This window comes from Micromonospora sp. WMMC250 (assembly GCF_027460215.1).
Taxonomy (GTDB): Bacteria; Actinomycetota; Actinomycetes; order Mycobacteriales; family Micromonosporaceae; genus Micromonospora; species Micromonospora taraxaci.
Genome location: NZ_JAPZBJ010000002.1, coordinates 6,351,194 through 6,363,914 on the forward strand (window position 1 = coordinate 6,351,194; position 12,721 = coordinate 6,363,914).

At 71.5% G+C, this 12,721-nt stretch carries 10 protein-coding genes; all 10 read left to right on the plus strand.

The features are described 5' to 3' along the window. The first annotated feature begins 28 nt into the window (after nt 1-28). Entirely contained in the window at nt 29-2,023 is a 1,995-nt protein-coding gene (locus O3438_RS28870) for a TIGR03960 family B12-binding radical SAM protein (protein ID WP_269682737.1), read from the plus strand. Nucleotides 2,024-2,269: 246 nt separating this feature from the next. Next, a complete protein-coding gene (locus O3438_RS28875) occupies nt 2,270-2,710 on the plus strand; it encodes a hypothetical protein (protein WP_269682738.1) in 441 nt (146 codons plus the stop codon). An 11-nt stretch (nt 2,711-2,721) separates the two neighbouring features. Beyond that, nucleotides 2,722-4,185 (plus strand): hypothetical protein, encoded by a 1,464-nt coding sequence (locus O3438_RS28880; RefSeq protein ID WP_269682739.1) that lies wholly within the window; start codon nt 2,722-2,724, stop codon nt 4,183-4,185. Between the two features lie 10 nt (nt 4,186-4,195). Beyond that, the gene (gene mycP / locus O3438_RS28885; RefSeq protein WP_269682740.1) at nt 4,196-5,563 is read left to right on the plus strand and encodes a type VII secretion-associated serine protease mycosin; all 1,368 of its coding nucleotides are present in this window, start codon (nt 4,196-4,198) and stop codon (nt 5,561-5,563) included. A 148-nt stretch (nt 5,564-5,711) separates the two neighbouring features. Next, complete coding sequence (locus O3438_RS28890; protein WP_269682741.1) at nt 5,712-6,524, plus strand: TIGR03936 family radical SAM-associated protein; 813 nt, start codon at nt 5,712-5,714, stop codon at nt 6,522-6,524. Nucleotides 6,525-6,655: 131 nt separating this feature from the next. Next, complete coding sequence (locus tag O3438_RS28895) at nt 6,656-9,754, plus strand: Rne/Rng family ribonuclease (RefSeq protein WP_269682742.1); 3,099 nt, start codon at nt 6,656-6,658, stop codon at nt 9,752-9,754. Between the two features lie 117 nt (nt 9,755-9,871). After that, nucleotides 9,872-10,351: a hypothetical protein gene (locus O3438_RS28900; RefSeq protein ID WP_269682743.1), complete on the plus strand. Its 480-nt coding sequence runs from the start codon at nt 9,872-9,874 to the stop codon at nt 10,349-10,351. Between the two features lie 166 nt (nt 10,352-10,517). Continuing rightward, complete coding sequence (gene rplU, locus O3438_RS28905; RefSeq protein WP_007464063.1) at nt 10,518-10,832, plus strand: 50S ribosomal protein L21; 315 nt, start codon at nt 10,518-10,520, stop codon at nt 10,830-10,832. 11 nt (nt 10,833-10,843) lie between these two features. Beyond that, nucleotides 10,844-11,098 carry a 50S ribosomal protein L27 gene (rpmA, locus tag O3438_RS28910; RefSeq protein ID WP_007464062.1) on the plus strand — a complete coding sequence of 85 codons (255 nt, stop codon included), beginning with the start codon at nt 10,844-10,846 and terminating at the stop codon, nt 11,096-11,098. A 95-nt stretch (nt 11,099-11,193) separates the two neighbouring features. Beyond that, the gene (obgE, locus tag O3438_RS28915; RefSeq protein ID WP_269682744.1) at nt 11,194-12,654 is read left to right on the plus strand and encodes a GTPase ObgE; all 1,461 of its coding nucleotides are present in this window, start codon (nt 11,194-11,196) and stop codon (nt 12,652-12,654) included. Nucleotides 12,655-12,721: the final 67 nt, after the last annotated feature.

Sequence of the window (12,721 nt, forward strand, 5' to 3'; positions counted from 1 at the left end):
GCCGGACGGGCGCGTACCCTTGGGCATCATGAGTGCCCCGTCCTTGACGCCGCGCGCGGCCGCGACCAATTCGGTCTGGCCCCAGCTCGAGCCGCTGCTGCCCCAGGTCTCCAAGCCCATCCAGTACGTCGGGGGCGAGTTGGGCGCGGTCACCAAGGACTGGGACGCGGCAGCCGTGCGCTGGGCGTTGATGTATCCCGACGCGTACGAGGTGGGCCTGCCCAACCAGGGCGTGCAGATCCTCTACGAGGTGCTCAACGAGCTGCCCGACACCCTCGCCGAGCGGACGTACGCGGTCTGGCCGGACCTGGAGAACCTGATGCGTACGCACGGGGTGCCCCAGTTCACCGTCGACGCGCACCGGTCGGTACGGAACTTCGACGTGTTCGGTCTCTCCTTCTCGACCGAGCTGGGCTACACCAACATGCTCACCGCGATCGACCTGGCCGGCATTCCGCTGCTGGCCGCCGACCGCACCGACGCCGACCCGGTGATCGTGGCCGGCGGGCACGCGGCGTTCAACCCGGAGCCGATCGCCGACTTCATCGACGCCGCAGTGCTCGGTGACGGCGAGGAAGCGGTTCTGGAGATCACCGCGATCGTCCGGGAGTGGAAGGCCGAGGGCTCCCCGGGTGGGCGTGACGAGCTGTTGCTGCGGCTCGCCCGCACCGAGAGCGTCTACGTGCCGCGCTTCTACGACGTCGACTACCTGCCGGACGGGCGGATCCAGCGGGTCGTGCCGAACCGGGCGGACGTGCCGTTCCGGGTGCACAAGCGCACGACGATGGACCTGGACGCCTGGCCGTACCCGAAGAAGCCCCTCGTGCCGCTGGCCGAGACGGTGCACGAGCGGTACGCGGTGGAGATCTTCCGGGGCTGCACCCGGGGCTGCCGGTTCTGCCAGGCGGGCATGATCACCCGTCCGGTGCGGGAGCGGTCGATCACCACGGTCGGGCAGATGGTCCGCGAGGGCCTGGAGTTCTCCGGCTTCTCCGAGGTGGGCCTGCTGTCGCTCTCCTCGGCGGACCACTCGGAGATCGGCGACATGTGCTCGGGCCTCGCCCAGCAGTACGAGGGCACCAACGTCTCGCTGTCGCTGCCCTCGACCCGGGTGGACGCCTTCAACATCGACCTCGCGCAGGAGCTGTCCCGCAACGGGCGGCGTACCGGTCTGACCTTCGCCCCGGAGGGCGGGTCCGAGCGGATTCGCAAGGTCATCAACAAGATGGTGTCGAAGGAAGACCTGATCCGCACCGTCGTCACCGCCTACAGCAACGGCTGGCGGCAGGTGAAGCTCTACTTCATGTGCGGCCTGCCCACCGAGACCGACGAGGACGTCCTCGAGATCGCGGAGATGGCGCACGAGGTGATCAGGGCCGGTCGGGCCGCCACCGGTTCCAAGGACATCCGCTGCACCGTCTCGATCGGCGGGTTCGTGCCGAAGCCGCACACCCCGTTCCAGTGGGCCGCCATGGAGCGTCCCGAGGTCATCGACCACCGGCTCAAGATCCTCAAGCAGGCGATCAACTCGGACCGCTCGTTGGGCCGCGCCATCGGCTACCGCTACCACGACGGCGAGCCGTCGCTGATCGAAGGGCTGCTGTCCCGGGGCGACCGACGGGTCGGTTCGGTCATCCGCAAGGTGTGGGAGAACGGCGGCCGGTTCGACGGGTGGAGCGAGCACTTCTCCTACCAGCGCTGGGTGGACGCGGCGGCCGAGACGCTGCCCGCATTCGGGGTGGACCTCGACTGGTACACCACCCGGCAGCGCGAGGAGCTGGAGGTCCTGCCCTGGGACCACCTCGACTCCGGGCTGGACAAGGACTGGCTCTGGCAGGACTGGCAGGACTCGGTCAGCGGGTTCGAGCAGGACGACTGCCGGTGGACGCCCTGCTTCGACTGTGGCGTCTGCCCGTCGATGGACACCGAGATCCAGATCGGCCCCACCGGCAAGAAGCTGCTGCCGCTCACCCCGCTGGGTGGCAACGGCATGAAGGTGCCGGCCAGCGACCACTCCGCCTGACCTCGCCATCGGGGCAGCGCCGGGTGGCGTCGCCCACTACTCTCCACTTCCGATGTCACCCGACGGGTCCGCGTCTCGCGGGCCCGTTGGCGTTGGCCGGGTCGCACACCACGTCGCGGTTCCATCGCATCGACGTCTGTCGGTGTGCGCCGACGGCGAACGGGGGCTGCCCCGACGTGGTCAGACTTCGATACGCTGCGTCCGACATGGACCGACCCGGCGGGTCGGGAACGGGGGAGGAATCGCATGGGGAGCATCCCGCCGCCGAGCACCGGCGATCTGCACGTCAGCGTCGAGGACCTGGACGCCGCGGCCGAGTACGTCGAACGGCTGAAGGAGTACGTCGAGGACACCCTCAAATACGAGATGGAGCGCATCAAGGAACGGATGAAGGGCGACAGCAACAACGCCCAGACCGTTCCGAACGGCACCCCGTTCGGCGCGTACGAGGACGCCCGCATGCAGTGGGCGGCACTGACCACCTCCACGGGCAACATGGAGGCGCACCTCACGACGCTCGCGCAGAAGCTCGCCGCGCTGAAGCAGGGCACCGAGGAGATCGCCAAGGCCTTCCGCGACGCCGAGGCGCGTAACGCCGCCAACGGCAAGGAGATCGAGCGACTGCTGGAGTCCGCCGCGCCGCCGCCCACCGCCGGCGGCACGCCCACCTACCCGTACACGGCCTGAGGGGGACGGTCATGGCTGGAGGAACCTGGGAGCGGTGCGTCCGTGAGGTGACGCTGTCCGCGGATCCGGAAACCGTCGGTTCGGTCGGAGCGGGGTGGAACAACCTCTCCACCGGCCTGCAACACCTGCGCGACGCGCTGGTCGGCCGATCGTTCGTCGGGCCGGTCGCCACGGGTCAGGAACGCCCGCACGTCGGCGGTCTGCCCGGGATGCTCGCCGGTTGGAAGGGCAGCGGTGGTGACGCGTACCGCGAGCACCTGAGCACGATCGGCAAGCAGATCGAGGATCTGATCACCGACGCGACGAACGTCAGTGGTGCCCTGATCCGGATCGAGGGCGACATCCGCAAGTCGGTCACCACCATCCCGATCCCGCTGATGGACGACTTCGGCATCAACGAGTGGAGCCTGCCCAACGGCACCGAGCTCGACGACGCCCGCGACGGTGAGAGCTCGTCGGGGTTCCTCGCCGCCCTGCGCCAGGACTACCAGAACAACCCGGCGTCGTACGCCGACGGCGCGTTCCGCGACAAGGCCGACGACCTGGAAGCGACGATGAAGGTCGACGGTCAGGCCGGCGACCAGAAGCGCGGCGGGTGGTGGGACACCAAGTCCCACCTGGACAACTGGTACCGGGACAACCAGCAGGCGGCGAACGCGGCGATGTCGCCGTTGCCGCAGGCGGTCTACACCGAGCGTCCGAAGCTCAAGGTGAACGGCCCGGACATCACCAGAGGCGAGGTCGAACGCGACCCCCGTGTCCCGCCGACCGGGCGGCCCGACGTCGGTGGTGGCGAGTTCGGCGGGAAGCCCGACATCGGCGGTGGCGGCCCCTCGATCGGCAGCAGGCCACCGGGCATCGGCGAGGTGGGCGGTCCGACGTCCGGCGTCGACCCGTTCTCGCCGACCAAGCCCGGCGGGATCGGCGACGGTTCGCCTCCCGGCACCGGTCAGTTCACGCCCCCGTCGACCGGATCCGGCTATCCGGATGGCGACGACGGCTACAGCAGCGGCCTGGCCGGTGCCAGCCCGAGCAGCATCGGCGGCCTCGGTGGTGGCCTCGGTGGCACCGGGGTCGGTAGCGCCGGTCTCGGTGGCGCCGGCGGTGGTTTCGGGGGCGGGCCCGGCGTGGGCTCGGCCGGTGGGATCGGCGCCGGTGGTGGGCTGGGCGCGGGCGGGATCGGCGTCGGCGGCATCCCCGGCATGGTGGGTGGCGGCAACGGCAAGGTGCCACCGATGACCAGTGCGGCGAACGCACTCCGCACCGCTGCCGGCGCGAGCGGTGCCGGGATGCCGGGCGGCGCGCGTGGCGCCGGCGGCATCGGCGGTGCCGGGATGATGGGCGGCGGCATGATGGGCGGCGCGGGCGGGGCCGGGCACGGCGGCGGTGGCGGCTCCGAGCACTCGTCGTGGTTGACTGAGGACGACGATCCGTGGGGTCCCGGTGACGGGGCGTCCCCGGGTGTCCTTCGTTGAGGACGGACTGATGACTGTGAACGTCGGAAGCCTCCGACCGGTGATCGCCGGCCTGCTGGCCGGGTTCCTGGTGGTGGGGGCCGCCCAGCCGGCAGCCGCCGCCCCGCGGCGGGCCGAGCAGTGGTATCTGGACGAGCTCCGCATCGACCGGGCGCACGACATCTCGACCGGGCAGGGCGTGGTCGTGGCCGTGCTCGACACCGGCGTCGAGGCCAGCCACCCGGACCTGCGCGGTCGGGTGCTGGCCGGTGGTCGCAGCTACGGCGCTTCCGGCGACGCCCGATCCGACGAGAACGGCCACGGCACGCACATGGCCGGCATCATCGCCGCGAAGGCCAGCCAGGACGGTGTGGACGGCATTGCCCCCGGGGCGAAGATCCTGCCCATCAAAGTGAGCAAGGACGGCGGGTCGAACACCGACGCGGCGATCGCTCTCGGCATCCGGATGGCCGTCGACGGCGGCGCCAAGGTGATCAACATGTCGATCGGCAGCCCCGGCGCTGCCAGCGCGGAGGAGAAGAGCGCGATCCAGTACGCGCTGGATCGCGATGTCGTCCTGGTCGCGTCCGCCGGCAACAAGGCGGCCGGCGACACCGCCGTCATCAGCCCGGCCAACAGCCCCGGTGTGATCGCGGTGACCGGAACGGCCCGAGGCGGCAGCTTCTGGTCCGGCTCCGTGCAGGGGCCGGAGGCGGTTGTCGCCGCTCCCGGCGATCGTGTCTACAACGCCACCAACGAGGGTGGGTACGGCTGGGGCGACGGCACCTCCGACTCCAGTGCGATCGTCTCCGGTCTCGCCGCGCTGATTCGGGCGAAGTACCCGGACCTGAACGCTCCGAGCGTGATCAACCGGATCATCCGGACGGCGCGGGACGCCGGCCCGGCCGGGCGGGACCCGCAGTACGGCTTCGGGATGATCGACCCGGTGAAGGCGCTGACCGCGGACGTGCCGCCGGTCACCGCCAACCCGCTGCTCGACCCGGCCGCGGCCACCGACCCGGGTCCGGCCCGCACCGGGGGCGCGGACGAGGAGTTCGACGTCACCCAGCACGGCGACCGCGGTGGCCCCACCGACCAGCAGGTCATGGTGGTGGGCATCGGGATCGCCGTGGTGCTGGTGTTGCTGCTGGGGCTGGCGGTGTTCCTGATCTGGAACCGCCGTCGCTACCGTCGGGATGCCGCACGGGCGGCCGACATCCCGGACCACCTGCTCGACCAGGCGGATCCGGGCGCGTACCCGTCGCCGGAGGCGGGTTACGCCCCGCCGCCCGGTTACGCCCCTCCGCCCTCCGGGTACGCGCCTCCGCCGGGGTACGCCCCGCCCTCGAACTACGGCCCGCCGGGCGGTCCGCCGCCCCCGCCGCCGACCCGGCGGTAACCACGTGACGGCCGGCTGGTGACCTCCGCGTCGCTGGCCGGCCATCGGCCTTCGTGGCGGCGGTAACGTCCCTGGCGACCGGTTTGCCGCAGTCCGTCGACGCCAACCGACCGCCCCGGTCGCGTACCGTCACGACGCCTGCGCCAGGATGGGTGGACACGCAGGTACCCCCGAGGAGCACACGATCGCCAGAAAGCCTCAACCCGAGGGCGGCCAGGCGCCGGTCGTCCAGCGCGTCCGCATCCGCTACGCCAAGCGCGGGCCGCTGCGGTTCACGTCGCACCGGGACTTCGCCCGGGCGTTCGAACGCGCGCTCCGCCGGGCCGCCGTGCCGATCGCCTTCTCCCAGGGTTTCACCCCGCACCCGAAGATCTCCTACGCCAGCGCCGCGCCCACCGGGGTGGCGAGCGAGGCGGAGTACCTGGAGATCGGCCTCCAGGCGCCGGTCGACCCGGAGGCGCTGCGGGCCGCGCTGGACGCCGCTCTCTCGCCGGGGCTGGACGTCCTGGACGCCGTGATCGCCGAGGGTGGCAATCTCCCGGACCGGATCGAGGCGTCCCTCTGGCACATCGAGATGCCCGAGGTGGACCCGGCGGTGCTGCGCGCCGCTGTGGATGCCTTCGTCGCCGCCGACGAGGTGTTGGTGGAGCGGATGACCAAGCAGGGCCGACGGACGTTCGACGCCCGCGCGGCGGTGATATCGATCGATGCATCGGCACCGACGCCGACGCCTTCCGGGGCACCGGACGTCCCGTGTGCGATACTCGAACTGGTCGTGCGGCAGGTCACCCCGTCCGTACGGCCCGATGACGTCCTTTCCGGCCTCCGCGTGGTGGCCGACCTGGAGCCGCCGGTTTCGCCGAGGGTGACCCGGCTGGCTCAGGGCACGTTGACCGCGCAGGGTGCGATCGTGGATCCGTTGGATGCGGACCGCGACGGGGCAGCCATCGTTGGGCACTGACCGACGGTCGGTGCTCTGGCAGGCAGACTTCGGCGGTCGCGCACCTCGCGCGCCCGGCGGAAACACTTTTGCGGCGACCCTGCGTGGCAGCGCTCACCCGCGCCCGGGGTAGCCAGAACTGGAGAACGTCCATGCTCGAGAACGAGCCCGAGGGCGGCGAACGGACCGGTTCACAGCCGGCCGACGAGACCGCCGATGACAGCACCACGGCAGTCGGTTCGGCTCCGGTGGGGCCGCCGGACGCCGCCGGCGCGGAGAGTGTCGAGCCCGCCGCCCCGGTGCGGCGCACGCGGGCGACCCGCCGCCGGGCCGCCCCGCTCAACCAGCCGGAGCAGACCGACGCGCCGGTCGAGGCGACCACCGGTGGGGCCGGCAGTGTCGAGTCACCGCAGGCGGAGGTCTTCGCTCCGGTCTCCGGTGACCTGGACGTCGCCCCGAAGACCCCCCGACGCCGCCGCAAGGCCACTCCCGTCGAGACCACCGCCGAGGAGCCTTTGGTCGCCGCCTCGGCGGAGGCGGCGTCGGCCGAGGTGGTTCCGCCGGTCAAGGTGACCCGGACGCGGCGTAAGAAGGCCACGCCGGCCGCCGTCGAGGAGCCGCCGGCGACCGAGCAGCCAGTCGCCGTCGAGGAGCCTCCCGCGACCGAGCAGCCAGCCGCCGCCGAGGAGCCGCCGGCGACCGAGGAGCCGGTGGTCGCCGAGGAGCCCGCCGAGTCCGACCTGCGCGAGGCCGAGGCCGAGCTGGGCGACACGGAAACCCCTCCGAGTGCGACCGCCGCCGAGCTGGCCTGGACCAGCGGGGCTCAGGACCGCTCGGGCGAGGTCCCGCCGGGTGTGGCAGTTCCCGGTGTGGGCGACGAGCCGAACGAGCCCGCCGAGGTCGAGCCGGAGCAGCCGCGTACCCGTCGTCGGAGGGCTGCCCTCTCCGCGCCCACCGTGCTGTTCATGGCGCCCCAGCCCGACGCCGTGCCGGTGACCCGGCCGGTGGAGTCCGCTCCGGTCGCCGAGGAGCCGGCCGTCGAGGAGGCCGTCGAGCCGTCCCGCCGCCGCCGGCGCGGTCGCCGCGACGCCGAGCCGGTTGAGCCGATCGAGGCGGTCGAGGCCGAGGAGGCGCCGGTCGAGGAGGCCGAGGAGGCCACCGAGGCGGATGAGGACGACGAGGACAGCGCCGCCGCGCGCCGTCGCCGCCGGCGTGGTCGCCGCGGCCGTGGCCGGGGCAAGGGCGGGGCCGACGACGCCGAGGACGAGGAGTCCGAGGAGGCGGCGCAGGCCGACGAGGAAGAGACCGCCGAAGCCGAGTCCGAGGGCGACGAGGACGAGGAGGCCGAGGGTGGCGATGGCCTGACCCGTCGCCGCCGGCGGCGTCGCCGTCGGGGCGCGGGCGACACGGAGGGCGCCGCCGACGACGGTGTCCCGACCGTGGTGAAGATCCGCGAGCCGCGCCGCACGGTCGACGAGGTGCAGGGCGTCTCCGGCTCGACCCGACTGGAGGCCAAGCGTCAGCGCCGCCGGGACGGCCGGGAGCAGCGGCGTACCCGGCCGCCGATCCTGAGCGAGTCGGAGTTCCTGGCGCGCCGGGAAGCCGTCGACCGGGTGATGGCGGTCCGCCAGCGCGGTGACCGCACCCAGATCGCGGTCCTGGAGGACGGCGTCCTGGTCGAGCACTACGTCACCCGTAACTCCTCCGGCACGATGGCCGGCAACGTGTACCTGGGCAAGGTGCAGAACGTGCTGCCGAGCATGGAGGCGGCATTCGTCGACGTCGGCCGGGGCCGCAACGCGGTGCTGTACGCCGGCGAGGTCAACTGGGACACGTCCGGCCTGGAGGGGCGGGCCCGCTCGATCGAGCAGGCGCTGCGCTCCGGGGACTCGGTGCTGGTCCAGGTCACCAAGGACCCGATCGGGCACAAGGGTGCCCGGTTGACGAGCCACATCGCGCTCTCCGGTCGGCACCTGGTCTACGTGCCCAACGGCAACGCGTCGGGGATCAGCCGCAAGCTGCCGGACAACGAGCGCAAGCGGCTGCGGGACGTGCTCAAGAAGCTGGTTCCGGACGGCGCGGGCGTTATCGTCCGTACGGCCGCCGAGGGCGCCACCGAGGACGAACTGGCCCGTGACGTGAAGCGTCTGCAGGCGCAGTGGGAGGACATCCAGGCCAAGGCCGCCGAGGGTGGCGCTCCGGTGCTGCTCTACGGGGAGCCCGACCTGGTCATCCGGGTGGTCCGCGACCTGTTCAACGAGGACTTCCGCGAGCTGGTCATCGAGGGCGAGCAGTCGTACGAGATGGTCGAGTCGTACCTGTCGCACGTCTCTCCGGACCTGGTGGACCGGGTGCGTCGGCACGTCGGCACGAGCGACGTCTTCGCCGAGTACCGGATCGACGAGCAGATCATCAAGGGTCTGGACCGTAAGGTCTTCCTGCCCTCCGGTGGCTCGTTGGTGATCGACCGCACCGAGGCGATGACTGTCGTCGACGTCAACACCGGTAAGTACACCGGCTCCGGGGGCAACCTGGAGGAGACCGTCACCCGTAACAACCTGGAGGCGGCGGAGGAGATCGTCCGTCAGCTCCGGCTCCGCGACATCGGCGGCATCGTGGTGATCGACTTCATCGACATGGTGTTGGAGTCGAACCGGGAGCTGGTGTTGCGCCGACTCACCGAGTGCCTCGGCCGGGACCGCACCAAGCACCAGGTCACCGAGATCACCTCGCTCGGCCTGGTGCAGATGACCCGTAAGCGGATCGGCGCGGGCCTGCTGGAGGCGTTCAGCGAGACCTGCGAGTGCTGCAAGGGCCGGGGCGTGATCATCCACACCGAGCCGGTGCCGGAGAAGCCGCGCGCCGCCGGCGCGGGGGAGAAGGTCAAGGCTGTCGCCTCGTCGGCGCCCGCCGCTCCGGCCGTCGAGCAGGGCACGACCTCGTCCCGCCGTCGGGCACGCAAGAACGCCCCGGCCGAGCGGACCGTCGTCGAGGTCGTCGACACCGACACCAGCGCCGAAGCGGACGCCGACTACCAGGACACCATGGGCTACGACCTGTCCCGGTACGAGTCGGACACCGCTGCCGCTCCGGCGGTCTCCGACAGCCAGCAGGGTGAGTCGGCCCGGCTGGCCGCGGCGGACGACCCGGACGCGCTCGCCGACGGTGACGGCGACGAGGAGACCAACGAGGGTGGCGGCGGCCGACGTCGTTCACGCCGGGGTGGCACCCGTCGCCGGACGCGCCCCTGACCGCCTGACCGGCGCAGTGTTTGACGAGGTCCCTTCCCCGGCAAAGTGACGGGGGAGGGACCTCGCCGTTCCGGCCACCCCGGCCCGGGACCGGTCGACCCGCGTCAGGAGAAGAAGATGCGTCGTCTGCTCGCCGTCACCGCGGTGGTCACCGTGCTATCCGGCGCGGTCGGATGCTCCACCGACCGGTCTGGGAACGTCGGGCCGGATGTGACGAGGGTGGCCACCCAGAGCCCGGCGTCCGGGCCGGCCAGTAGCGCGGCGGCGGGCGACGCCGAACAGGTCTGCGCCGCCGCCCAGCGGGCCAGCACCACCGCCGTCCGGACGTACGTGGCGGAGCTGGGCCGGATGGTCGCGGCGGTGGGCGCCGGCGACAGCACCGCGGCTGAGGTTGCCCGGGGGCGGGCCGAGGCGGCTCTGGACGGCTGGCGGACCGAGCTACGGGAGCAGTCGGAGCGGGCCAGCGATCCGCAGCTCAAGACCATGCTGACCGACCTCGGCACCGAGGTGGCCGCGCTCCGCGCCGACGTGGAGTCGATCGACGAGACCGAGCTGGACCGGCTCCAGCAGCGTCTCGACCAGCTCTGCGCCCGCTGACCAGGGCGGGCCGGTTTGGGGTCCGGGCCGGCAATGGCGTACTCTTGCCTGCGGCGCACTTTTGGTGTGCCGAGTTCCCGTGTGCCCGCGCTGCCGTGCACTGCTACCCGGCGAGCCGCCGCGGGAACGACCGCCAGCAGCCTCAACGACAGGGAGTCCGCCTCCGATGTACGCGATCGTCAAGACCGGCGGCAAGCAGTACAAGGTCGCCGAGGGCGACGTGATCGAGGTCGAGAAGCTCACCGGTGCTCCCGGTGACGCGGTGAAGCTCACCGCGGTGCTCCTCGTCGACGGTGACGACCTGGTGACCGACGCGGCAAAGCTTGCCGAGGTCGCGGTGTCCGGCGAAATTGCCGCGCACACCAAGGGCCCGAAGATTCGGATCCACAAGTTCAAGAACAAGACTGGCTACCACAAGCGCCAGGGTCACCGTCAGCCGTTGACCCAGGTCAAGGTGACCGGCATCTCCAGCGGGAAGTAGGTCGTCCTCCAATGGCTCACAAAAAGGGTGCGTCCAGCTCGCGTAACGGTCGTGACTCCGCGGCCCAGCGACTCGGCGTGAAGCGCTTCGGTGGTCAGGTCGTCAGCGCCGGTGAGATCATCATCCGGCAGCGTGGCACCAAGTTCCACCCCGGTGACCTGGTCGGCCGTGGCGGCGACGACACGCTGTTCGCGCTGTCCGCCGGTGCGGTCCTGTTCGGCACGAAGCGTGGTCGCAAGACCGTCAGCATCGTTCCGCAGCAGTAGTTCTCTTCGCTCAAGCGGGCCGCGGACCTACGGGTCCCGGCCCGCTTAGCCTTTTTCGAAGTGCGGGGTCGGACCTCGCTGGAAGGATTGACACCGTGGCGACGTTCGTTGACCGGGTCGTCTTGCATCTGCAGGCCGGCGATGGTGGGCACGGTTGTGTCTCGATCCACCGCGAGAAGTTCAAGCCCTTCGGTGGGCCGGACGGCGGCAACGGCGGGCACGGCGGCAGCGTCTCGCTGGTGGTCGACCCGCAGGTGACCACGCTGCTCGACTTCCACTTCCACCCGCACGTCAAGGCCGACAACGGCAAGGGCGGCGCCGGCTCGAACCGGGACGGGGCCAACGGCCACAACCTGGTGCTGAAGGTGCCCAACGGCACCGTCGTGCAGAGCACGGACGGCACGGTGCTCGCCGACATGGTGGGTGCCGGCACCACCTTCGAGATCGCGCGCGGCGGGCGCGGCGGGCGGGGCAACGCCTCGCTGGCCAACGCCAAGCGCAAGGCTCCGGGCTTCGCCGAGCTGGGCGAGCCCGGCGACCAGCTCGACATCGTGCTGGAGCTGAAGAGCGTCGCCGACGTCGGTCTGGTGGGCTTCCCGTCGGCCGGCAAGTCGTCGCTGATCTCGGTGATCTCCGCGGCCAAGCCGAAGATCGCCGACTACCCGTTCACCACCCTCGTGCCGAACCTCGGCGTGGTCCGACTGGACAACCACACCTTCACCGTCGCCGACGTGCCGGGTCTGATCCCCGGCGCGGCCACCGGCAAGGGGCTGGGTCTGGAGTTCCTCCGGCACATCGAGCGCTGCGCGGTGCTGGTGCACGTCATCGACTCGGCGACCCTGGAGCCCGGACGCGACCCGGTCGCCGACATCGACGCCATCGAGGCCGAGCTGACCCAGTACGGCGGGCTGACCGAGCGCCCCCGACTGGTGGCCGTGAACAAGGTCGACGTGCCGGACGGCCGGGACCTCGCCGAGATCGTGCGCCCGGACCTGGAGGAGCGCGGTTACCGGGTGTTCGAGGTCTCCGCAGCCACCCGGGAAGGGCTCAAGGAGCTGACCTACGCGATGGCCGAGCTGGTCGAGGCGGAGCGCAAGGCCGCGCCGCCCGCCGAGCCGACCCGGGTCGTGATCCGCCCGATGGCGGTGGACGACGCCGGGTTCACCATCACCGCCGAGGCGGACGGCTCGTTCACCGTTCACGGCGTCCGGCCGGAGCGCTGGGTCAAGCAGACCAACTTCGACAACGACGAGGCGGTCGGCTACCTGGCCGACCGGCTGGCCCGGCTCGGGGTGGAGGACAAGCTGGCCAAGGCCGGCGCGCAGCCCGGTGACCTGGTCCGGATCGGTCAGCGCGAGTTCGACTGGCAGCCGACGCTCTTCGCCGGCGTGGAGTTCGTACCCGGTAACCGGGGCACCGACGTCCGCCTGGAGGAGAAGTCGAACCGGGCCTCCGCCGCGGAGCGGCTCGCCGCTCGGAAGGCCCGCCGGGTGCGGTCCGAGGACGAGGTGGGCGCGGACGCGTCCGACGACATCGACGAGGACGACGCCGAGTAGTCCGTTGCGCTCCGTGATCGGGTTGATTTCCGGAAACCTCCGCGAAATCCACCGGTCCTAGCGTGGG

Excerpts from the sequence above, each read along its gene's own strand:
- O3438_RS28870 (WP_269682737.1), top strand. The coding sequence starts at position 29 with ATGAGTGCCCCGTCCTTGACGCCGCGCGCGGCCGCGACCAATTCGGTC.
- O3438_RS28875 (WP_269682738.1), top strand. The coding sequence starts at position 2,270 with ATGGGGAGCATCCCGCCGCCGAGCACCGGCGATCTGCACGTCAGCGTC.
- O3438_RS28880 (WP_269682739.1), top strand. The coding sequence starts at position 2,722 with ATGGCTGGAGGAACCTGGGAGCGGTGCGTCCGTGAGGTGACGCTGTCC.
- mycP (WP_269682740.1), top strand. The coding sequence starts at position 4,196 with ATGACTGTGAACGTCGGAAGCCTCCGACCGGTGATCGCCGGCCTGCTG.
- O3438_RS28890 (WP_269682741.1), top strand. The coding sequence starts at position 5,712 with ATGGGTGGACACGCAGGTACCCCCGAGGAGCACACGATCGCCAGAAAG.
- O3438_RS28895 (WP_269682742.1), top strand. The coding sequence starts at position 6,656 with ATGCTCGAGAACGAGCCCGAGGGCGGCGAACGGACCGGTTCACAGCCG.
- O3438_RS28900 (WP_269682743.1), top strand. The coding sequence starts at position 9,872 with ATGCGTCGTCTGCTCGCCGTCACCGCGGTGGTCACCGTGCTATCCGGC.
- rplU (WP_007464063.1), top strand. The coding sequence starts at position 10,518 with ATGTACGCGATCGTCAAGACCGGCGGCAAGCAGTACAAGGTCGCCGAG.
- rpmA (WP_007464062.1), top strand. The coding sequence starts at position 10,844 with ATGGCTCACAAAAAGGGTGCGTCCAGCTCGCGTAACGGTCGTGACTCC.